The 23317-nt window shown below is 38.2% G+C and carries 19 protein-coding genes and 3 pseudogenes; 12 read left to right on the plus strand and 10 right to left on the minus strand.

What is annotated here, in order from left to right; genetic code table 11:
- The first annotated feature begins 37 nt into the window (after positions 1–37).
- Genes lepB through panB form a run of 6 tightly spaced genes read left to right on the plus strand, consistent with a single transcriptional unit; the run spans position 38 to position 4904 of the window.
- Positions 38–850: a signal peptidase I gene (lepB, locus tag ACFIK1_RS00475; protein WP_375611213.1), complete on the plus strand. Its 813-nt coding sequence runs from the start codon at positions 38–40 to the stop codon at positions 848–850.
- Positions 831–1538, plus strand: a complete 708-nt coding sequence (gene rnc, locus ACFIK1_RS00480; protein ID WP_375634160.1) for a ribonuclease III — start codon at positions 831–833, stop codon at positions 1536–1538. The genes lepB and rnc overlap by 20 nt, the downstream gene beginning before the upstream one ends.
- Complete coding sequence (gene era / locus ACFIK1_RS00485; protein WP_012754937.1) at positions 1531–2436, plus strand: GTPase Era; 906 nt, start codon at positions 1531–1533, stop codon at positions 2434–2436. Before rnc ends, era begins: the two co-directional genes overlap by 8 nt.
- A gap of 25 nt (positions 2437–2461) precedes the next feature.
- Entirely contained in the window at positions 2462–3208 is a 747-nt protein-coding gene (gene recO, locus ACFIK1_RS00490) for a DNA repair protein RecO (RefSeq protein ID WP_375617640.1), read from the plus strand.
- A 23-nt stretch (positions 3209–3231) separates the two neighbouring features.
- Positions 3232–4092 carry a pantoate--beta-alanine ligase gene (gene panC / locus ACFIK1_RS00495; protein ID WP_375661819.1) on the plus strand — a complete coding sequence of 287 codons (861 nt, stop codon included), beginning with the start codon at positions 3232–3234 and terminating at the stop codon, positions 4090–4092.
- Positions 4089–4904 (plus strand): 3-methyl-2-oxobutanoate hydroxymethyltransferase, encoded by an 816-nt coding sequence (panB, locus tag ACFIK1_RS00500; protein ID WP_375661820.1) that lies wholly within the window; start codon positions 4089–4091, stop codon positions 4902–4904. Before panC ends, panB begins: the two co-directional genes overlap by 4 nt.
- Positions 4905–4996: 92 nt before the next feature.
- Here the strand turns inward: panB and ACFIK1_RS00505 are convergent.
- From ACFIK1_RS00505 to ACFIK1_RS00515, 3 genes and pseudogenes are all read right to left on the minus strand, one after another.
- Positions 4997–5145, minus strand: a pseudogene (locus tag ACFIK1_RS00505) (integrase); the annotation flags it as partial.
- A 351-nt stretch (positions 5146–5496) separates the two neighbouring features.
- A complete protein-coding gene (locus ACFIK1_RS00510) occupies positions 5497–6114 on the minus strand; it encodes a YfbR-like 5'-deoxynucleotidase (protein ID WP_375661821.1) in 618 nt (205 codons plus the stop codon).
- Positions 6107–6979, minus strand: a complete 873-nt coding sequence (locus ACFIK1_RS00515; RefSeq protein WP_375661822.1) for a YgfZ/GcvT domain-containing protein — start codon at positions 6977–6979, stop codon at positions 6107–6109. Before ACFIK1_RS00515 ends, ACFIK1_RS00510 begins: the two co-directional genes overlap by 8 nt.
- 64 nt (positions 6980–7043) lie before the next feature.
- On the opposite strand from ACFIK1_RS00515, the gene ACFIK1_RS00520 reads away from it, so the two are divergent.
- Positions 7044–8372: a dihydroorotase gene (locus ACFIK1_RS00520; RefSeq protein ID WP_375661823.1), complete on the plus strand. Its 1329-nt coding sequence runs from the start codon at positions 7044–7046 to the stop codon at positions 8370–8372.
- A 410-nt stretch (positions 8373–8782) separates the two neighbouring features.
- Here the strand turns inward: ACFIK1_RS00520 and ACFIK1_RS00525 are convergent, their stop codons facing one another.
- Entirely contained in the window at positions 8783–9151 is a 369-nt protein-coding gene (locus ACFIK1_RS00525; protein ID WP_375617646.1) for a TIGR02301 family protein, read from the minus strand.
- A gap of 498 nt (positions 9152–9649) precedes the next feature.
- Between ACFIK1_RS00525 and cysS the strand changes: the two genes are divergently transcribed.
- From cysS to pssA, 5 genes and pseudogenes are all read left to right on the plus strand, one after another.
- A complete protein-coding gene (gene cysS / locus ACFIK1_RS00530; protein ID WP_375661824.1) occupies positions 9650–11158 on the plus strand; it encodes a cysteine--tRNA ligase in 1509 nt (502 codons plus the stop codon).
- Positions 11159–11197: 39 nt separating this feature from the next.
- Positions 11198–11868, plus strand: a pseudogene (locus tag ACFIK1_RS00535) (DUF421 domain-containing protein).
- A gap of 117 nt (positions 11869–11985) precedes the next feature.
- The gene (locus ACFIK1_RS00540; RefSeq protein WP_375661825.1) at positions 11986–13869 is read left to right on the plus strand and encodes an ABCB family ABC transporter ATP-binding protein/permease; all 1884 of its coding nucleotides are present in this window, start codon (positions 11986–11988) and stop codon (positions 13867–13869) included.
- A 117-nt stretch (positions 13870–13986) separates the two neighbouring features.
- Positions 13987–14685: a phosphatidylserine decarboxylase gene (locus ACFIK1_RS00545; RefSeq protein WP_375661826.1), complete on the plus strand. Its 699-nt coding sequence runs from the start codon at positions 13987–13989 to the stop codon at positions 14683–14685.
- Between the two features lie 8 nt (positions 14686–14693).
- The gene (gene pssA, locus ACFIK1_RS00550; RefSeq protein ID WP_375661827.1) at positions 14694–15533 is read left to right on the plus strand and encodes a CDP-diacylglycerol--serine O-phosphatidyltransferase; all 840 of its coding nucleotides are present in this window, start codon (positions 14694–14696) and stop codon (positions 15531–15533) included.
- 70 nt (positions 15534–15603) lie between these two features.
- On the opposite strand, the gene ACFIK1_RS00555 is transcribed toward pssA, so the two are convergent.
- From ACFIK1_RS00555 to ACFIK1_RS00580, 6 genes and pseudogenes are all read right to left on the minus strand, one after another.
- Positions 15604–16353, minus strand: a complete 750-nt coding sequence (locus tag ACFIK1_RS00555; RefSeq protein WP_375641507.1) for an SDR family NAD(P)-dependent oxidoreductase — start codon at positions 16351–16353, stop codon at positions 15604–15606.
- A 2-nt stretch (positions 16354–16355) separates the two neighbouring features.
- Positions 16356–17849, minus strand: a complete 1494-nt coding sequence (gene purF / locus ACFIK1_RS00560; RefSeq protein WP_375661828.1) for an amidophosphoribosyltransferase — start codon at positions 17847–17849, stop codon at positions 16356–16358.
- 82 nt (positions 17850–17931) lie between these two features.
- Positions 17932–18507, minus strand: coding sequence for a CvpA family protein (locus ACFIK1_RS00565; RefSeq protein ID WP_375634135.1), 576 nt, complete (start codon positions 18505–18507; stop codon positions 17932–17934).
- 127 nt (positions 18508–18634) lie between these two features.
- On the minus strand, positions 18635–20011 hold the full coding sequence (gene radA, locus ACFIK1_RS00570; RefSeq protein ID WP_375612937.1) for a DNA repair protein RadA: 1377 nt from the start codon (positions 20009–20011) through the stop codon (positions 18635–18637).
- 6 nt (positions 20012–20017) lie between these two features.
- Positions 20018–20962, minus strand: a pseudogene (locus tag ACFIK1_RS00575) (DnaB-like helicase C-terminal domain-containing protein); the annotation flags it as partial.
- A 603-nt stretch (positions 20963–21565) separates the two neighbouring features.
- The gene (locus ACFIK1_RS00580) at positions 21566–23056 is read right to left on the minus strand and encodes a replicative DNA helicase (protein ID WP_375617652.1); all 1491 of its coding nucleotides are present in this window, start codon (positions 23054–23056) and stop codon (positions 21566–21568) included.
- Between the last annotated feature and the right edge of the window lie 261 nt (positions 23057–23317).

Genomic DNA, 23317 nt, shown 5'->3' on the forward strand with positions numbered 1-23317 from the left:
GAAAAAAATTATATCTGTGATGAGAAGGCAGTTGGTGATGATCCAAAAAGATAAAGTGCATAAAAAAGAAAAAAAAGGTGGGCTTCGTGAATTTATTTCTGTTTTAATACAGGCTTTGCTTTTAGCAGCGTTTATTCGGACACTTTTTTTCCAGCCGTTTAGTATTCCTTCCGGTTCAATGCGTCCTACTTTGTTGGTGGGAGATTATCTGTTTGTTTCTAAGTATGCATATGGGTATTCTCGTTTTTCCATCCCCTTTTCTCCTCCTCTTTTTTCTGGACGGATTTGGGCATCTCAACCTCAACGTGGAGATGTGGTCGTTTTTCGCTTACCAAGTAATCCGAAGATTGATTATATAAAACGCGTTGTTGGGCTACCAGGTGATCGTATACAAGTCCGTCAAAGTGTCCTTTATATTAATGATGAGGCTGTTTCACGTCACTTTATGGGGGAGATTGATAATTCTGATATAACGGAAGTGAACTATCCTGTTGAGGTTTATCGCGAGACAATGCCTAACGGTGTCAGTTATGATACACTTGATTTAGCTTTCATCCCGAAAGTTGATGATACAGAAGTCTTTGAAGTTCCTCAGGGACATTACTTTATGATGGGGGATAACCGCGACAATTCAGATGATAGTCGTTTAGATGTAGGCTATGTTCCAGAAGAAAATCTTATTGGTCGCGCGAGCGTGATTTTCTTTTCTATCAGTAATGGTTCAAGTGCTTGGCAGATTTGGCGTTGGCCATTTGATGTGCGTTGGAAACGTTTGTTTTCTTTCATAAATACGGTTCATGATTTGCCGCTTATCAAGCAAGGAAACAACGATGAAACGTCTCATGATTGATCAGCTTTTCAAGCTGACGGGGCATCGTTTTAAAGATGAAGAGAGGTTAAAGAAGGCATTAACACACTCGAGTGTACAAGATTCGGAACAGGGGAATTATGAACGACTAGAGTTTCTAGGGGATCGGGTTTTAGGGCTTTTGATTGCAGAGATGCTGTATCAACTTTTTCCTCAGGCAAGTGAAGGTGAATTATCAGTCCGTTTAAATCATCTGGTCAATGCACAGACATGTGCTGATATTGCGCGTGAAATGAGACTTCCTGATATGATCCGTGTTGGTTTTGAGATGAAAAATTTTGAGGGGCGTCGACTTATCAATATGCATGCAGATGTCGTGGAAGCTTTGATTGCCGTAATATATCTCGATGGAGGATTGGAAAGTGTTCGCCCTTTTATTCAAAAATATTGGCAAAGTAGGGCAAAGAAAATGGATGCTGGTCGACGTGATGCCAAGACAGAATTACAGGAATGGGCGCATATCCAAGGCAATGCACAACCACATTATCAGGTTATAAAACGTTCAGGTCCAGATCACGATCCTGTTTTTATGGTAGAGGTCAGTATTTCTGGGTTTGCTTCAGAGATTGGGCAGGGAAGCTCCAAAAGATATGCTGAAAGAATGGCAGCTGAAAAAATTTTGCGACGAGAGGGTGTATGGAAAACAGTGGGAAAAAATAATCATGAGTGACGTTATGAAAACGCGTTCTGGGTTTGTTGTGCTTATTGGGATGCCTAATGCCGGTAAATCGACATTGGTTAATCAATTGGTTGGAACAAAGGTTTCAATTGTAACACATAAGGTACAAACAACACGAACTTTAATCCGCGGTATTGTCATTCATGATGATGTGCAAATTGTGTTGGTCGATACACCGGGTGTTTTTCGTCCCCATAAGCGCTTAGAACGAGCCATGGTCTCTGCTGCTTGGGGAGGGGCTAAGAGCGCTGATGTTCTGCTTGTTTTAATTGACGCTCAAAGTGGTCTTTCGGATGAAGTTGATATGATGTTAGATATTGTAAACAATATGAAACAAGAAAAAGTTCTTGTTCTTAATAAGGTTGATACAGTTGTTAAATCATCTCTTCTAGCGTTAACCACTAAAATAAATGAACGTGTAAAGTTTGCGCAAACATTTATGATTTCTGCTCTAAACGGTTCTGGTTGCAAGGATTTACTTCATGCGTTGAGTAACATGATGCAGGAAGGGCCATGGTATTATCCGGAAGATCAAATTTCTGATATGCCTATGCGTCATCTTGCTGCTGAAATTACGCGTGAAAAACTTTTTCTTCGTCTTCATGATGAACTTCCTTATTCCTCAACGGTTGAAACAGAAAACTGGGAAGAGCGTTCAGATGGTTCCGTTAAAATTAATCAAGTTATTTATGTCGAGCGTGAGAGTCAGAAAAAAATTGTCTTAGGAGCAAAAGGCGATACAATTAAAGCGATTGGTCAAGCAGCACGTAAAGAACTCATGGAAATTATGGATCAAAAGGTTCATCTTTTTCTCTTTGTGAAAGTGCGCGATAATTGGGATACCGATCCAGAACGTTATCGTGAAATGGGATTGGATTTTTTAAAATAAGATTTTTAAAAATAATTAAAGTAAAATGAAGTGGAAAGAACAAGCCGTTATACTTGGTACGCGCCAATATGGTGAAACAAGTGTTATTCTTGAGATTATGACACGTGAACATGGTCGTTATATGGGAGTGGTAAAAGGGGGGCGCTCGCGTCGCATGGCAGCTCTTCTTCAACCTGGAAATTTTGTGGAGGCTGAATGGTGGGCTCGTTTAGACGAACATTTGGGACTTTTTCGGCTTGAAGCTCTTGATTTACATGCGGCACGATTAATCTGTCTACCAGAAGCACTTTATGCTTTGCAATTGATAGCTTTTCATTTGCGGCTTCTTCCCGAACGTGATCCGCACCCCATTTTATATGATATTTTACACCTTTTTATGCAGAATTTTGATGAACCATTTGTAAATGCAGAATTGCTTGTACGTTTTGAAATGCGGCTTCTTGAAGAACTTGGTTTTGGTCTTGATTTATCTTGTTGTGCTGCAACAGGTCGTCAGGAAAGGCTTCATTACGTATCACCAAAATCTGGTCGGGCTGTCTGTGAAGAAGCAGGAGAACCTTGGAAAAAAAAGCTTCTTATTCTACCACAGTTTCTTGTACAAAGAATGACTCGTCCTGCTGATTTTAGTGATATAATAAATGGTTTTATACTGACGGGTTTTTTTCTTATGCGTCATGTCTGGGAGCCACGAGATATAAAGCAGCCGTCAGTGCGCATGAATTTGATACAATTGTTTGAGCGCCAATTTGGTGTACAGGCATTAATTTGTTGATCTGATGATAATTGAATGGGAAAATGAGAATTTTAAAGACAATTGCTGAAGTTCGCCAATATACTTCAGAGGAACGACGTTTAGGTTTTTCGATTGGTTTTGTTCCAACAATGGGGGCATTGCATGATGGTCATCTTGCATTAGTACAGTATGCAAGAGCAATGTGTGATCGCGTAGTGGTTTCTATTTTTATCAATCCAAAGCAATTTGGACCTCATGAAGATTTTTCTCAATATCCAAGAGATTTGAAGGGCGATTGTGCTTTGTTAAAAGAAGCAGGTGTTGAATGTGTTTTTGCTCCTTCTGTAGATGAAATGTGGCCACCAGGAAATGACACAATTGTACAAGTGAAAAAATTATCACGTATTTTGATGGGAAAATTACGTCCAGGGCACTTTTGTGGTGTAACAAGCGTTGTTGCTAAACTTTTTAACATTGTCCAACCAGATAAGGCTTTTTTTGGGGAAAAAGATTTTCAACAAATTTTAATTATTCGGCGTATGGTTGAAGATTTGGCTTTTCCTATTGAAATCGTTGGAGTTCCTATTCTACGGGAGTCAGATGGTGTAGCTTGTTCTTCACGCAATCAGCTTTTAACATTAGAAGATCGTAAAGCTGCCAAAATTCTTCCTGAAAGTGGAAAAGCTGCTGAAAAGCTTTACCATGAAGGTGAACGGTCGGTTGATAAATTATGCAAAACTGTTCATGATATTTTACAACAAGAAACGCGTGCAATCATTGAAGCGATAGATTTACGGGATATGGAAACTTTATGCGTGATTAGAGGAACATTGAATAAACCAGCAGTTTTACTTCTTACTGTCCGCTTTGGTGAGGTAAGGCTGATTGATCAATATATATTGCAAGAGAAGGGTGGAAAATGAGTGTACATAAAACCGTAAAGCGTATAACATCTTCCGAAATACGTGCAAGAAAGAGACAACAGCCAATTGTTTCTTTAACAGCTTATCAAGCTTATACTGCGCGGATTGCTGATCCATATTGCGATATCCTTTTGGTTGGTGATAGCGTTGGGATGGTTGTGTATGGGTTTGAGACAACGCTTCCTGTTAATTTAGATATGATGATTTTACACGGGAAAGCCGTGGTGCGTGGATCTCAAAAAGCTCTTGTGGTTATTGATATGCCTTTTGGTTCTTATGAAGAAAGTCCAGAACAAGCTTTTTTTAATGCATCGCGTATTCTTGCTCAAACGGGGTGTGGTGCAGTTAAGCTTGAAGGGGGGAGTTATATAGCAGAAACAATAGATTTTTTGTGTAAACGTGGCATTCCAGTGATGGGGCACATTGGTCTTACACCCCAGGCGGTGAATCGTTTTGGTGGCTTCAAAACACAAGGACGCAAGGAGAATGATTGGCAAAGAATTGAAGCAGATGGAGCAGCGATTGAAGAGGCAGGTGCTTTTGCTATTGTTTTAGAAGGGATTGTCGAACCTTTAGCGGTGAAACTGACAAATAAGCTTTCTATCCCTACGATCGGTATAGGGGCGTCTAATCAATGTGATGGACAAGTATTGGTTATGGAAGATATGTTGGGCTATGGTTCTCATGTGCCAAAATTTGTACGCCGTTATGGAGACCTTGAACAAGCCATGGAAACTGCAATAAAGAATTATGCAGAGGATGTCACATCTCGTGCTTTCCCAGCGGATAATGAAGTTTATAAACTAAAATAAACTTCAGTTTAAGATGAAAGGTTTGACAAGAGGACATTTGTTGTTTTGATAATAAATGTGCATTATTTAATATATTTTGTATACAATTTGAGCTGTGATTTTTCCATTTCTTGAATGGAGTCACGCCTCTCATGCAAAACAGAACGCCATTGGGTCGCTAATTCACGTGCTTTTTTAAAGAGAGCTTTCTTAAGGCACCCAATCCTATTTCGCGACGGCGTTCGTGAATAGTATAGTGGTAAGTCCCTTATGAAGTGTATAAAATTTATAGAGCACTCCCGTCTTTACGCTTCATAAGAGAGCAAGCCGGCATTATCACACACTTTGCCAATTTTCAATGCTGCGACAGCGCTTAGCACTTGAGATGGTTCATAAGAAGCATTTTAACTCTTTCTTTAAAAAATTTTACCCACACGCCAGCCGCGCTTGTGGTGTGCAAGAGAATGATTTTGATTGATTCAATATAAACAGATTTGAAATGAGTGAAGCTTACGATATTAGGAGCTCTCATTCAAAATGAAAAAACAATGAATTATTATTATAAGTCAGTGTGATGAGTCTGTAATGACAAGGAATCAACAATGCGAAGAGTCTATAATCTTTGGGCATCTAAGTCATTAAAGCGCGTTAAAAATGCGTTTTCAATGTGTTGTGTAGAATAGGGGGATAAATTAAGATCATCGGGTAGAATATTATTGGGAGAGCCAAAATAGCGAAGGGCTTCTTCTGTATTAAATCCAGCAAGCGTAATCGCTTCATAATAGGCAGCAATACGGTCGGCTTGTTTAATTTTTTTTAAAAGTTTTTGAGAAAGATCAACGGGAAGAGAAAAGCGCATGTGGATAGCATCTTGGATGCGCTTTTCAACGCGTTCATATTGTTTTCCTATGACAGCTTTAAAAGGGGAAATCATATCGCCGATGACATATTCTGGAGCATCATGAAGAAGGGTATAAAGACATTCGTTGCTTCCCGATTGTGGAAAAAGTTTTTGAAATATTTGTTCAACCAAAAGTGAATGTTGTGCAACAGAATAGGCATGCTCTCCTCGTGTTTGACCGTTCCAACGTGCTACGCGAGCAAGTCCATGGGCAATATCTTCAATTTCAACATCAAAAGGAGAAGGGTTGAGAAGATCAAGTCGCCTTCCAGAGAGCATTCTTTGCCAAGCGCGGGCTTCTCCATTTTTTAATAATTCAGCTTTAGCCATGCGTGTTTTCTATAGTATTTTCAGGAAAGGTAAAATTCATATTTTCAGCAATGCTTATAGTGACAGGAATGTTTTTTACAGTAAAGGGGATGTTATGATCCATAGCATCTTTGACGTGGTCAATACGCATTAAAGCAAGAGCCTCATTTTCTACACATGTTCCCAAGTAGCCAAGCACTTTTGTTCTTGCTTCAATGCTAGATTGAGGGGTTAATTTACACTGGCCTTTTACAATAAAAATACGGCGACGTGCTGCACGGCGGTGGTGCATTCGTGAAACAATTTCTTGTCCAATATAACATCCTTTATTGAATGCAAGTCCATTGATTTGATCGTAATTAATATCATGAGGAAAGACTTTGCCAATTTCATAGTCTTGATCACTTTCCGCAATTGCATAACGGATACGCAATTGATTCCATGTGTCATGATATTCTGAAGTCAAAAAAGGTTTTTTGCCATAGATTCGTATTATTTTTTCTTGTTGTGGGAAGCGTTTATCAACAAAACTTGAATCAAAATTTAAAGCATCTGATTCATTATTCAAAGAAACTGTAACAAGCTCTTGGAATGGTTGTGTAATTTCTACTTTTTTGCGCAGCTTATAGAGCAACAGACGCTTATGGAGCGTATCAGCTAAAGGCATTCTGATATCAATCAAGTAACCATCTTCTTTTTTTCCGATAAGAAAATCAGCAAGAACCTTTCCTTGTGGGGATAAAAGGGCTCCAGGGAAAAGTTCCTGTGGACTGATTTTTTTTACATCTGTCGTGATCAGGGATTGTAGAAAATCTGTTGCTTCTTCACCTGTAATTTGAATAAGCCCGCGGTTTTTTAAGCAAATGGCATTTTGTTTTTCAATCATGGTTCTTGCCTTTCTGCTCAAAGTTACATAATCGATAAGTGAGCAATATGTAAGGAGCGTGGTTATGTTTAAAACATTTGATACAATTTTTAAAGGTGCAACACTTGTAAATCATGATGGAAGAAGCAAGCGTGATATTGGTGTTACAAATGGTCGTATTGCTGAAATAGGTAACCTTACATGTGCATCGGCTAGTGAGGTCATTGATTGTACGGGGCTTCATATTTTACCAGGAATTATTGATAGCCAAGTGCATTTTCGTGAGCCAGGAAATGAATATAAGGAGGATTTGGAAAGTGGCTCGTATTCTGCTGTTTTAGGGGGTGTTACGGCAGTTTTTGAAATGCCTAATACCAATCCATTGACAACATCAGAAGAAACATTAAGCGATAAGGTTCAACGTGCATTTCATCGAATGCATTGTGATTTTGCATTTTGGGTTGGAGGAACGCGTGAAAATGCTCATGAACTATCTGAATTAGAAAGACTTCCTGGTGCGGCTGGAATTAAAGTCTTTATGGGGTCCTCTACCGGTGATCTTTTGGTTGATGATGATGAAAGTGTACGCCTTATTTTGAAGAATACACGCCGTCGTGCGGCTTTTCATTCTGAAGATGAGGCGAGGCTCAAAGAGCGTAAAATATTGCGTATTGAAGGGGATGCATCGTCACATCCGATTTGGCGTGATGAAGTTGCGGCATTAAAATGTACGCAGCGTTTGGTAAAAATTGCTCATGAGACGAAGGCTCGGATTCATGTGTTACATCTTTCGACAGAAGAAGAAATTGATTTTCTAAAAAAACATAAGGATGTTGCAACAATTGAAGTGACACAACATCATTTGACTCTCACGGCTGATGATTATAAGAAGTTTGGTACATTAATTCAGATGAATCCGCCTATTCGTGAGCCGCGCCACCGTGAAGCTCTTTGGTACGGTGTTCAACAAGGAATTATTGATGTCTTAGGTTCAGATCATGCGCCTCATACTCTTGAAGAAAAACTTCAACCTTATCCCTCTTCACCTTCAGGTATGACAGGCGTGCAAACAACAGCAGCAATTATGTTGACACATGTGAATGCAGGAAAAATATCTCTTGAACGTTTTGTTGATCTCACTTCACATGGCCCTAGTCGTATTTTTGGTATAAGTTGTAAAGGGCGCATTGCTGTTGGGTACGATGCTGATTTAACCATTGTTGATCTTAAGCGAGAAGAAATTATTACGAATAGCTTAATTGGTTCGCGTACCGGTTGGACACCTTATGATGGTCAAAAAGTTAAAGGTTGGCCTGTTGGGACTATTATCCGTGGTATGCGCGTTATGTGGGAAGGTGAAATTGTCACACCTTCACAAGGAGAGCCTGTTAAATTTATGGAAACTTTGGTGTAAAAAAATTAAAATTATAAGTATGCCGTAAAATACCATCTTTTAGAGTGGTGATATAGGGTATGTCAGCCTCTTTGGCACATAAGTGTTTTTTTTATGCGTGGTGAATATTTTTAGGCTTGTTTTTAGAAACTATGAAGCAAAAGTGGGAAGCCAAGAGGAACCTTATTCAACAAGAACCTAGATTATTTACAGAGCAAATTTAGTTAAAAATCTTTGTCCTTTGAGGTGTGGGGAGGAAGCCAAAGAACGGTTTTATATGGGGAAAAAGGCGCATATGAATAAAAGCGTATCAAGACATTATTCTTTAAACGTCTCTCTATTTTCAGAGCTGGTTTATTGCTCCCCGCATTTGTGAAAGGAGTATCATTGATATCGCTAAAATTGAGAGAGCTACTTTTTGTATAGATTAATTATTTATAATGCATGAGGAGGTTTTCAGATAAAATTCTTCCTTCCTCAATGTATTTTTGATTGGCTTCAATGGCTGCTTGTGTACAATGATGATAATTTTCTGAGAAAGCACGATATGCTTCATTAAACGCTTCATAAAAATAAGCACGTCTTTGTGGAATGGGGTGTTCTGCTTCAATCAGTGCATTCATATAGTCATACCATTGGTTTGTTGGAGGCTCGCAAAGATTTTGGAGAGAATGCAATGATCCCAAAATTTCTGCTAGTCGGAGTAATTTTTTTTCATAAGGTGGAGATTGTTGTGCAAAGGCTGGCATTGAAATGACAAGAAATATTAAAATAATGATGTTTATCAATCTATTATGCATTATTTTTATTGCTTTCTTTGAATAAAACTCTGTAAAGATAAAATAATTTTGTCATGAGAACGGTGTAAAAAATAAAGTTAATTGCTACATTATTCTCAATTATTGATTATAAAATATAGGGCGTAAGAGGCAGTAAGGAACCCATTGTGGAATATTGAAAATACTGACGAAGCTTTGTGTGGTTAAAAATTTAAGATTTTCTGCCTCCAAGCTATCTATTTTTCACATAGATTTATATTGTATTGCCTATAGATTTTTTTCTAAGCTCATTTTCTTTAAGGAGGGAAAGCATCTCTAATGATAGAACGCTTTTGTCCAATCAAATAAAATAGATTGTTTTTATGATAAACGATGAATACAGCCGTAAATACAATGGGAAAATGGTAAGAAGAATTTACTATAAGATACAAGTTTTTAGCTTAAACCGCGTAATACAATGATTTGAGATAAGATACATCTAAAAGGATCGGTGCATAATATCGTCCATGGAGTCAATAAATGAAAGAGTTGCGATTTTATAATACGCTAACACGTAAAAAAGAAAAATTTACACCAATAGATGCGACAAGAGTACGTCTTTATGTTTGTGGACCGACAATTTATGATTATGCGCATATAGGAAATGCACGTCCTGTTATTGTTTTTGATATTTTATTTCGCTTATTGCGTCATGTTTATGGCAATGAGCATGTTCTATATGCGCGTAATATTACAGATGTCGATGATAAAATTAATGCACGAGCAGCTAGCGAATATCCAAACGTATCATTGAATGAGGCTATTCGTCACTTAACAGAACGTACATATTCTCAGTTTCAACAAGATACCATAGCACTTGGTTGTCTGTTGCCAACCAGTCAGCCACGCGCCACTGAGCATTTAGAGGAGATGCGCTCTTTAATTGAAAGGTTGCTTGAAAAGGGGCACGCTTATGAAGCGGAAAATCATATATTATTTTCTGTAAGTAGCATAAAAAATCCTCCCCATTATGGGGCATTTGCAAATCGTTCTTTAGATGAAATGAGGGCGGGGGCGCGTATCGATGTTGCTGCTTATAAAAGGGAAGAGATGGATTTTGTTTTGTGGAAGCCTTCTGTGGAAGGAGAACCAGGTTGGGAATCACCGGGCGGAATTCCTGTTTTAGGTCGTCCAGGTTGGCATATTGAATGTTCTGCAATGTCAATGGCAAAGTTATTAGCGCCCTATGGCGGTGGTTTAACCTGTGATGATCCGACCGCCAATGTTTTTGATATCCATGGTGGTGGAATTGATTTAATTTTTCCTCATCATGAAAATGAGATTGCACAAAGTTGTTCAGCTTTTGGGACGGAGCGAATGGCTAATTTTTGGATGCATAATGGTTTTTTACAAGTTGAAGGCAAAAAGATGTCGAAAAGCTTTGGCAATTTCATAACTATTCGTTCTATTTTAGAGAATAATTTGGGGGAGTTTAATGGTATTTTAACCGATGAAATGAAGCAAAATTGGGCTGGTTTGTCTGCGCGTTTTTCGATGTTGCAAACGCATTATCGTGAACCATTAAATTGGACAGCACAGCGTTTAATACAATCGAGCAGCGAACTGTATCGTTGGTATGAATGGCTTCGCAGCAAAAAGAGTGAGATGAAAAACAATGAAGCAATTGATGATACTTTGATAGATGCACTTAGTGATGATCTTAATACTCCAAAAGCACTGACTCTTTTGCGAAAATTTTATAAAGAAGGAAATGCTTTGGCTCTTCTGAATGGGATGAATTTATTAGGACTGTTAAGACAAGAATGGATTAAAGAAATAGATTGCCCATTATTTATGAGAAAAACTTTCCTTGATACAAAATTTATTGATCAGCGCATTGCCGAAAGACTAAGACTTATCCATAATAAAGAGTGGGAAGCTGCGGATACAATTCGTGATGAGCTTGCAGCTGAGGGGGTTCTTTTAAAAGACAGTAAGGATCCGCAGAGTGGTGAGCGCATAACTGTGTGGGAAATAAAACGATTTTAATTTCTCTATTCCAGCAGCTTCATAAAAAAGGAGAATATGATGGAATTTTTATATCATTATGGATATATCGCGCTTAAACTGGCTGTAGGTCTTGTTGCCTTCTTATTTATTTTAAGAACGACGGGGCGGGGGAGTCTTAGTCAGATGACACCAGTTGATTTGGTCAGTAATTTTGTCATGGGAGGTATTATTGGAGGAGTTATTTATAATCAGAATATTAGTAGCATTCAATTATTGCTTGTTTTATTCATCTGGCAAACCTTGATTACATCTTTTAATTTTATTGCACGCTATTCAGTTTTTTTTCGTCGTCTTATTGCAGGGCGGAATGTCACATTAGTTTTAGATGGAGTTTTCCAAATGGATAAGATTAAGAGCTTAGGGATCAATATTAATGATCTCATTACGATGTTACGTCTTAAAGGGTGTCACTTACATGAAGCTGCTTTTGTTCGTTTGGAAACCAATGGTGATTTCACTGTCATTAAAAAGGAAGAGGGAAAGAAATCGACGATTTTAATAGAAAATGGTGAAGTTATTGATGAGGGACTTAAAGAGATTGGTAAAACAAAAAAGTGGCTTCAGGCAGAATTGAAAAAAAACATGTAAAAGTTGAAAGTTTATTCGCAGCAGAGTGGTATGAAAATATAGATCAAAATAATAAATTATATAGTGGATTATTTCTTGTTCCTTTTTCAAAAACAGTCTAACTTCAAAAAACGGGTAGGTATAGCTTATTGGAAGCTCCGTAATGAAGAGATGAATCTATAAACAACCACAGAGGGTATTTTGCCTGTTTGTGCGGATGATAGAGAAGTAAGGACTTTATGAAACGCAATAAAATGACAAAAACTGTATCATCAGATACAGGGAGAACTCTGCACACACTTTACAATTTATGGCCCTATATGTGGCCAGTAGGTCGGCGTGATCTAAAAATGCGTGTGTTGTGGGCAATATTTTATCTTGTTTTGGCTAAGCTCGTTCTCATATCTGTACCGTATTTCTTTAAATATTCTACGAATGTGCTTGATTCAAGCTTTCAGCCACCTAAATGGTTCCCATCCAGTTGGATTATTCCCATCATGCTCGTTTTGGCATACAATGTCGCGCGTATTATGCAGGCTGGATTAAATCAATTACGCGATTCTCTGTTTGCCACTGTTGGTCAATACGCTGTTCGTCAATTAGCTTATAAAACCTTTGTACATATGCATGAGTTATCTTTGCGATTTCATTTGGAACGCCGAACAGGTGGGCTTTCTCGTGTGATTGAGCGTGGAACAAAAGGAATTGAAGCGATCGTAAGATTTTCAATTCTTAGTACAGTACCAACAGTTTTAGAATTTATATTAACGGCACTGGTATTTTACATAAGTTATGGGTGGCATTATCTTCTCATCGTTGTTGCAACAGTTGGATTATATATCGTGTTTACCATTAAGGCGAGTGATTGGCGTATTCGCATTCGGCAAAAAATGAATACAGCGGATACTGAGGCGAATACTCGCGCTGTTGATTCTCTTTTGAATTTTGAAACGGTCAAATATTTTGGTAATGAAACTCTAGAAGCCGATCGATTTGATGCTTCTATGGTAGGTTATGAAAAAGCCGCAACAAAGATTTGGACATCGTTAAGCTGGCTTAATTTTGGTCAGACTCTTATCTTTGGTATTGGAATGACGATCATGATGCTGATGTCAGCTTATGAAGTTTTTTATAAGACACAAACTTTAGGAGATTTTGTTTTTATTAATGCGCTTTTAATGCAACTTTCCATTCCACTAAATTTTATTGGTTCAATGTATCGTGATATTCGACAAGGTTTAACGGATATTGAAGCAATGTTTGATCTTTTAGATGTTCAGAAAGAGATCGTTGATAAATCGGATGCTAAACCGTTAGAGATAAGCGATGGGACCATTTGTTTTCATCAGGTAAAGTTTTCCTATGATTCGAGACGTCAGATTCTCAGAGATATTGATTTTGAAGTTCCTGGAGGAAAAACAGTCGCTATTGTCGGTCCATCGGGTGCCGGTAAATCTACTATTTCTCGGTTGCTTTTTCGGTTTTATGATGTTGATGCAGGCTCTATCACAATTGATGGGCAGGATATTCGTGACGTAACACAAAAGAGTTTGCGTGAAGCGATTGGCATGGTCCCACAAGATACGGTGTTATTTAATGATACAATTGCCTATAATATTTGCTATGGGCGTCCAAGTGCTACAGATGAAGAGATGCGCAAAGCTGCTGAAATGGCACAAATATCAAAATTTATTGAAATTTTACCGGAAGGTTTTCAGTCTATGGTAGGAGAGCGAGGTCTCAAATTATCAGGTGGTGAAAAACAACGCGTGGCTATTGCGCGGACACTTTTAAAAGCTCCTCCACTTCTTATTCTAGATGAAGCAACGGCGGCTCTTGATACGGCGACGGAACAGGAAATTCAACAAGCATTGGATATTGTAAGCCGTGGACGTACAACATTGATTATTGCTCACCGTCTTTCTACTGTTATCAATGCGGATGAAATTTTAGTTCTTAAAAGTGGTCGTATTATTGAAAATGGGACGCATACAGAGCTTTTACGCAAGAAAGGTCTTTATGCTTCAATGTGGAATAAGCAGCTTGAAGCATCGCAAGCGGAAGAAAAATTACGTAAAATGCGTGAAGAAGATGAGACGAGTGTTGTTAATCGTAAAAAATAAATAGAGCAAAATGTAATCTATATCTTTATATGGAGTGATTGATTAAATACATAAAAAGACACAAGAGGAACAAAAAGCTTTGTTGCTTGTTTAAGTTTACGATGAATAGGAAATTATATGAGTATTCTGCAATCTTTCCATAATAGCTTTGTACCGGTTCATAAAGAAGGTTATCCTTTTATTGTAGCGTTTTTTGTTATTTCGCTCATTCTTGGTTGGATATGGAGTCCGTTGTTTTGGTTTGGTCTCGTTCTCACGGTGTGGTGTGTATACTTTTTCCGTGATCCAGATCGTGTGATCCCTTTGAATTCAAATTGGGTTATGTCGCCTGCAGATGGGCGTATTTCATTTGTGGAATCATGTGTTCCACCTGAAGAATTAGGATTAGGGAAAGATGAAATGATCCGTATTTCCATTTTTATGGATGTTTTTTCATGCCATATTAATCGTATTCCTATCAGTGGTACAGTAGAGTCTATCGTTTATCATCCAGGTCGATTTACCAATGCTGACTTTGATAAAGCTAGTCAGTTTAATGAGCGTAATGGGGTGGTAATTGATAGCAAACATGGTAAAATTGGTGTCGTACAAATAGCGGGGATGGTTGCACGCCGGATTGTTTGCTGGTCAAAAGAAAACGATGCCGTTATGACTGGTGAGCGATTTGGATTGATTCGTTTTGGTTCTCGCCTTGATATTTATATACCAACTGAAATGAAAGTGCGTGTTGCAGTTGGACAGACAGCAATTGCTGGAGAAACAGTTTTGGGTTCTTTTGATGATAAGAGTGCCACAACGGACTTCAGATACGATTAGGATTCACAATGAAAAATTTTTCGCCATTTTCTTCATTCAATCCTGAGGGGCAGCATGATGAAGGTGCAAATCGGCGGCGTTCACCTACATCGATGCGGTATGTCATTCCCAATATCATTACTATTTTAGCAATTTGTGCAGGGATGAGCAGCATTCGTTTGGCTTTTGAACATCGCTATGAAGCTGCTATTTTAATGGTGCTTTTGGCCGCAGTTTTAGATGGTGCTGATGGTCGCATTGCCCGTTTAATAGATGGTAGTTCATCTTTTGGGGCACAGATGGATTCTCTTGCTGATGTTATAAATTTTGGTGTTACCCCTGCACTCATTGTTTATTCTTTTATCTTGAATCAAGCAAATCACATTGGTTGGGTTGCTGCCCTTGTTTATTGTGTTGCTTGTTGTTTGCGATTAGCACGTTTTAATGTGATGTTGGATAACCCCAATATACCTAAGTGGCAGAGAAGTTATTTTGTTGGTGTTCCAGCACCAGCAGGAGCATTATTACTTTTATTGCCTACCTATTTAGGCACTCTTGGTTTGGTCCCCAATTGGGGGTGGGCATTATTTTTTAGTCTTTATACTGTAATTATTGCTTTTCTTTTGATTAGTCGTTTACCGGTATGGAATGCAAAAACAATTGATCAAAATTTAAGGCGCGATATCGTTATACCGTGCATGTTGGTCATTGTTATTTATGTCGGTTTTCTTGCGACTTACACATGGGAAACTTTATTGATTACAGCTGTTAGCTATATGATTTTTCTCCCTTGTAGTTTTATCGCTTATAATAAACGTGCTACTTTAGAAGAGAAAAAGGCTGATGCTAAAGCTATCCAAGAATTATAAAGTGCTTCATTCTTCTGTCGAGAAGCACAGGAAAAAGAGAGAGTCGAACGATTTACTTCTCATATGATGATCAATCAGGTACGTGATAATCTACAAACCGATTTTTATGGACATTAAAGAGTTTTCCAGTTTCATTTAAATCAGGTGATAACAAATGGACTATCTTTTTTGCTACCTCTTGTGGTGAAGGGAGAGTTTGTGGATCTTCACCGGGCATAGCTTCAGCGCGCATGGCAGTGCGTGTGGCACCAGGGTTGACACAATTAATCTTAATAGGGGTTTGTTTGAGTTCTTCTGCCCAACAGCGGGCAATCACCTCTAAAGCCGCTTTAGAGGCTGCATAAGCTCCCCAGAAAGGGCGCGCAGCATGCGCAACGCTTGAGGATAACAGGATGGCTCGTCCAGCATCAGATTCACGTAATAAAGGCTCAACGGCTTTCATTAAGCGCCATTGGCTGAAAAGATTTATTTGAAAAACATCTTCAAATACCGTGTTTTCTATATGCGCTATTGGTGAGAGTGTTCCAAGAATTCCTGCGTTTGCAACGATAATATCAAGTTTTTTCCAGCGTTTGGCAATTGAGATAGCAAGGGTATCGATGTTTTCCATATGATGCAAGTCAAGGGGAACAAGGGTTGCATGAGCCCCTTTTTCTCGGATTTGATTATCTAATTCAGTAAGTCCACTGACTGTTCGTGCAAGAGCAATAATATGAGCGCCGCGTGCAGCAAGCTCGAGTGCTAAATAATAGCCAATCCCTCTTGATGCGCCAGTAACAAGTGCAACACGCCCATGGAGACTAAAGTCACGTTTTGTCATCATTAATCTCTTGTTTTAAGAACAAATGATTGATGAATTTTGGAGAGATTTTCTTGATCAACCAGATGCGTAGGATAATATCCAGTAAAATAATGGTCAGTAAATTGTGGGTCGGCGTTATTCCGTTTTTCCCCTGCTACAGCAAGATATAATCCATCCGTTGAAAGAAATTCTAATGAATCCGCTCCAATAAAATCACACATAGATTTTAAATCTGGATATTGATTTGCTAAAAGGTTTTCAGCTTTAGGTGTATCAATACCATAAAAGTCAGGATAAAAAATCATAGGGCTAGAAATGCGCATATGAACTTCTTTTGCTCCTGCATCGCGAAGCATTCGTACAATTTTAAGGGATGTTGTTCCACGTACAATAGAGTCATCAACCAGAATAACACGTTTTCCTTCAATCACAGGACGGTTTGCCGAATGTTTTAACTTGACGCCAAAAGCGCGAATTTGTTGTGTTGGTTCGATAAAAGTGCGGCCAACATAGTGATTACGAATAATACCAAGCTCGAAGGGAATTCCAATTTTTTGTGCATAGCCAATTGCAGCAGGCGTTCCTCCATCAGGAACAGGAACCACAACATCACCCTCACAAGGGGCTTCCTGTGCTAAACGGCTTCCCATATTTTTGCGTATTGTATAAACACTACGCCCTCCAACGATTGAGTCTGGGCGGGCAAAATAAACATATTCAAACAAGCAAAGTTTTTCTGGTTTTGTATTTTCTGGTTTTATAATTTTTTTCGTAATTTCCCCATTTTTTTGTATTTCACATATGATGATTTCTCCATTTTTAACATCACGGACATATTTTGCTCCAATAATATCAAGAGCACAAGTTTCAGAACAAAAGATAGGCTTACCATCAAGTTCCCCCATCACGAGAGGTCTAATTCCTGTTGGATCGCGTGCCGCAATAAGTTTTGTACGTGTGAGCGCTAACATAGCATACCCACCTTCTACTTGCCGAATCGCATCAACAAAACGATCAGAGGACGATTCATAACGTGAGCGGGCAATAAGATGGAGAAAAACTTCTGAATCCGACGTTGATTGACAGATAGCACCAGAAGCGATGAGTTCACGGCGTAATGTGAGACCATTGGTAAGATTACCATTATGCGCAATAGCAATACCTCCAACTTTCAATTCAGCAAAAAGGGGTTGAACATTGCGTAATGCCACTTCTCCAGTTGTTGAATAACGGGTATGTCCAATAGCACGATTTCCTGGTAAGCGTGCAAGTGTTGCAGGGTTTGTATAGTGATCTCCAACAAGACCTAAATGCTTTTCTTGATGAAATATTTTATTATGGTAAGAAACAATCCCAGCTGCTTCTTGCCCACGATGCTGAAGTGCGTGGAGTCCAAGAGCTGTTAATGTTGCGGCATCTTCATGCCCAAGAATACCAAAAACTCCACATTCTTCATGAAGGGTATCATCATCTAATGAAAATTCTTGACAGAAAACATCGCTTTTTATCATCATATTCTTTCAGTTGTGATATGGAGGAATCATTAATATCACATTTTACATCATTTAGTTCTCTTTCCTCATGAAAAACTATTCTCTATTTTTTGAAAATTATCTTTTCATGAGAGTGTTGCTCATACGTATGTTTATTGCTGTCTTTAAACAAATTTTCCGTCTTTTCGAGAACAGATCCAATATCTTTTGGGAGTATTTCCCAAACTTTTTGTCCCAATGAATCTAAAATAGGCCTTGTTTTTGCATTTTTTAACCAATTCGCTTGAAGCTCGGGTTTAATCAGTGCATTAAGCAGTAACATACCGATGACCATGATAAGTAAACCACGAAGTGCTCCAAAAATAAAACCAATAGTACGGTCAAGGATACCAATTCGACTATCAATAATAAAATCAGAGATCTTCATTGTAATAATTGAAGTAATAATGAGAACAATAATAAAAATTGTGACCAATGTTGTGATCAATGCAATCATTTTATTAGAGAGATATTGTTCAAAGAAAGGTAAGACAGGTTTGAATAAAAACAGTGTCGTAACAGCTGCAACTGCCCAAGAAATCAACGATAACACTTCACGTGAAAATCCTCGAAGCATAGCAAGAAAAGCGGACAACAGGATGATTACTACGACAATTCCATCAAGGATTGTTATGATCATTTGTTTGTTCCTTATACATAAAGTTATGTTCTTTTAAGTCTGTGTGCAAATATATTTTTTGTTCTTATAGCAAGGATCTTTTGTATTTTATAGAGTTTTTTCTATATTATCATATCTGTGGTGCAGATCATTTTTTACTTACGGTAAGAGTAGCAACGAGTTCGGGAAGATCGGAGAAAGTTTTTTGTTGAAAGTTGAGCGACTTCATCATTTCGGTTGTTGTTGTGGGGTGAAAGGCTCCTTGAAAGCCGAGTTTTTTTGCTTCATTGATGCGCTGTGCTGAATGTGCAACAGCGCGGGTAGCTCCTGAAAGACTAACTTCACCAAAATATACATAATCCGTTGGCAATGCGATATTGGCAAGAGAAGATACCAAAGCAGCGGCTACAGCTAAATCAGCAGCGGGTTCTGATATGCGATATCCACCTGCTACGTTCAGATAGACATCATGCTGTCCAAAACGAATGCCACAATGGGCTTCTAAAACGGCAAGAATCATAGAAAGGCGATTTCCATCCCATCCTACAACCGCACGTCTTGGTGTCCCAAGGGAAGAAGGAGCAACAAGCGCTTGAATTTCTACGAGTATCGGGCGAGTCCCTTCCATTCCTGCAAAAACAGCAGCGCCTGGTGCTTTTTCATTACGTTCCCCTAAAAATAATTCAGATGGATTTATCACTTCGCGTAATCCTTTATCAGACATTTCAAAGACACCAATTTCATCTGTTGGTCCGAAGCGATTTTTTACAGTTCTAAGAATGCGATAATGATGTCCTCCTTCACCCTCAAAATAGAGAACGCCATCAACCATATGTTCAACGACTCGAGGACCAGCAATTTGTCCATCTTTTGTAACATGCCCAACAAGAACAACGGCGGCTCCTGTTTTCTTGGCAAAGCGGATCATTGCCTGAGCACCGATACGTACTTGTGTGACAGTGCCAGGTGCTGAATCTGCTGTATCTGACCATAGGGTTTGAATCGAATCGATAATCACCATATCAAGGTTTTTATGTTCGCTTAAGGTTGCCAGAATATCTTCAACATTGGTTTCAGCAGCAAGTTTCACTTCTGTATTGTTAGCTTCAAGCCTTTGTGCGCGCAGACAAATTTGCGCAATAGCCTCTTCACCTGAAACATAGATGACATTATATCCTTTACGTGATAAAGCAGCGGCTGTTTGTGTCAGCAATGTTGATTTACCAATACCCGGATCACCTCCAACAAGGAGTGCTGATCCACGGACAAAGCCCCCACCGGTAACACGATCAAGTTCAGCAATGCCAGAATGAATACGTGGAGCATCTTCGATATTTCCAGAAAGAGATGTGAGTGTGACAATGCGTCCTTTACGAGCATTCTGCTTAGGACCACTTCCTATACCGCTATTTATAGTTTCTTCGATAAGGGAATTCCATTCCCCACAAGCGCTACATTTTCCTGCCCAACGAGAATGGATGGTTCCGCAATTTTGACAGATAAATTGAATACGATTACGCGCCATGTCGATTTAACCAATTTGCTCTGGAAGATAATCATTATCTTCCAGGTCACTGAATCGTGTGAAAGAAGACTGAAAGGCAAGTGGCACGATTCCTGTCGGTCCATGACGTTGTTTTGCAACAATAACATCAGCTTTTCCAAAAACTTTGTCCATTGTCTCTATCCATTTCATATGTTCAAGGCTACCGAACTTTGGTTCTTCATTTTTGAGGTAATATTCTTCACGATAGACAAATAAAACGATGTCGGCATCTTGCTCAATAGAACCAAATCCACCTAAATCTGAAAGTTTTGGGCGTTTATCTGTTCTGTTTTCAACTTGATGTGAAAGTTGTGAAAGAGCAATAATAGGGATATTTAATTCTTTCGCTAAAGCTTTTAATTCTGCAGTGATTTCTTGAATACGATATTCAGATGTGTATTTTAAATCACTTGTCATGAGTTGGATATAATCAATAATTAAGACATCCAAACCATGTTTTTGCTTGAGACGCCGAGCACGGGCAGCCAGTTGTGAAACTGATATTCCTCCAGTTTGATCAATATAAAGGGGTGCCTTTTGGAGCTGATTTACCGTACGAATAATTTTTGAAAATTGTTCATCTGAAATATGACCACGTCGAATATCAGAAGAAGAGACTTCCGTTTGTTCAGAAATAATACGTGTTGCAAGCTGCTCTGAGGACATTTCAAGTGAGAAGAACCCTACAACGCCGCCTTCATTTTCTTGGATATTACCATTATGATTATAAGCATTGGCAATATTAAAGGCAATATTGGTAGCAAGTGAAGTTTTCCCCATACCAGGGCGTCCCGCAAGGATAATTAAGTCGGATGGTTGTAATCCTCCCATTTTTTCATCAAGTGTTTGAATATGAGTCGCTATCCCTGATATTTGCGAAGAGCGCTTTTTTGCAGCACTTGCTATATCAACAACTCTTTTTATAGCTTCATCAAGACTGTCAAATCTACTATCGCAGTCTTCTTTTTTTTCTAGCATAATTATACACTTTCCTTTTGTTAGATATCAGTTTTTATGCAATTTTATATCAAGAATATTTTGCATGTTGTAGAATTTTCTCTGTGCTGTAGTATTTAAAACACTGCTTGTTTTTTATATTGCGGTAATTAGGGTAATTTTTCAGATAGATTAGAAAATATTTTTGTTAAAAGGTTAGAGGTTGTCCTATAAAGAGGAAAGTTTCTGATATTCTACATAATAGTCAGCCTTGCACAACAGCAGCAATTATTTTTGAATTTAAAAACAAGAAAATGAGTGTCTTGTGAGAAGGAGTTTTCTAAAAGAAGGAACAATATAGAAAGATTTAGATTAGCTATGGATTTTAATATATGTACCCCACTTACAACATTAAGAGATGTGTTATCATTTCATGCAAGAAGAATGTTATTAAATAGCAAATAACGGCGGCTAGAATCATTGAAAAATGATTCTTTGTAAGAAATTTCATTCTTGATAAGAACTACATTTTTTAATGAGAAGAATGGTTTCACAATTTTGACAGATAAATTGAATACGATTACGCGTCATGTTGATTTAACCAATTTGCTCTGGAAGATAATTACTATCGGCCAGATCACTAAAGCGTGTGAAGTCAGATTGAAAGGCAAGGGGAACGATTCCTGTCGGACCATGGCGCTGTTTTGCAATAATAACATCAGCTTTTCCAAAAGCTTTGTCCATTATTTCTAGCCATTTTTGATGTTCCAAAGTGTTTAGTTTTGGTTCTTCATTTTTGAGATAATATTCTTCGCGATAGACAAACAGAACGATATCGGCATCTTGCTCAATTGAACCAGATTCACGTAAATCTGAGAGCTGTGGACGTTTATCTGTTCTATTTTCTACTTGACGTGAAAGTTGAGAGAGAGCGATAATAGGAATATTTAATTCTTTCGCTAATGCTTTTAATCCTGTGGTAATTTCTGTGATCTCTTGAACACGATTTTCTGATGAACGCTTTGAACTGCTTGTCATGAGTTGGATATAGTCAATAAACAAGATATCTAAACCATGTTGCCGCTTGAGACGCCGCGCACGAGCCGCTAATTGCGTAATTGATATTCCCCCAGTTTGATCAATATAAAGGGGTGCCTTTTGTAGTTGGTTCACCGCACGAATAATTTTTGAAAATTGTTCATCTGAAATATTACCACGCCGAATATCAGAAGAAGAGACTTCTGTTTGTTCAGAAATAATACGGGTTGCAAGCTGTTCGGATGACATCTCAAGTGAGAAGAATCCCACAATGCCGCCTTCATTTTCTTGGATATTGGCATTACGATTATAAGCATTAGCAATATTAAAGGCAATATTGGTAGCCAGTGAGGTTTTACCCATACCAGGGCGGCCCGCAAGGATAATTAAGTCAGATGCTTGTAATCCTCCCATTTTTTCATCAAGTGTTTTAATATGGGTGGCTATCCCTGATAATTGTGAAGAGCGCTTTTTCGCAGCACTTGCCATATCGATAGCTTTTTTAATAGCCTCATTAAAATTTTCAAATCCACCTCCATATTTCCCTTTTTCTGCTAGCTCAAATAACTGATTTTCAACAGTTTCAATTTGTTGGGTAGGCGTGAGTTCTACAGGAGCATCAAAGGCTGTATTGACAACTTGAGTTCCAAGGTTAATCAAAGACCGTCGGATAAAAAGATCGTAAATGACGCGTCCATAATCTTCAGCGTTAATAATAGTAACTGCCTCTGTGGCTAAGCGAACAACATATTGGTATACAGTAATATCTCCAATTTTTTCTTCCATTTGGATATAGGGCTTGATTGTAACTGGATCTACACGTTTTCCTGTTTTAATAAGGTGAGATAAAACATGATAAATTTTTTGATGCAATGGTTCAAAAAAATGTTCTGGTTTTAGAAAATCTGAAACGCGGTCAAGAGAATCATTGTTGATAAAGATGGCACCAAGCAATGCCTGTTCAGCTTCAATATTATGCGGAAGTTGCCGAAAAGAAGGAGAATCCTCTTTCTTTGAAGAGCTGACATTAACAACGTTAGTTTCTTCCATAATATTTTTCCACTAAAATTCTAAGTCTAGCTACTTTAGGCGATAAATTGAAAATCGTATAATTAAAAGAATAGAGCGACAAACCTTCATTTTAAGTTAAAATTATATAATTTTTTAAAACTCTCTTTTCGTTTCTCATTTATCATTTGTGTATTATTTATATAACGTCTATCTATTCTATTTTATAATATGTGATTTTAAAGTGGAAGTTTTGCTACTCTAAATTTAAGTATTTTTAAGTTACTTAACCTTAAAATTCCA

This window comes from Bartonella sp. OC16QHHD (genome assembly GCF_042194035.1).
Classification (GTDB): Bacteria; Pseudomonadota; Alphaproteobacteria; order Rhizobiales; family Rhizobiaceae; genus Bartonella.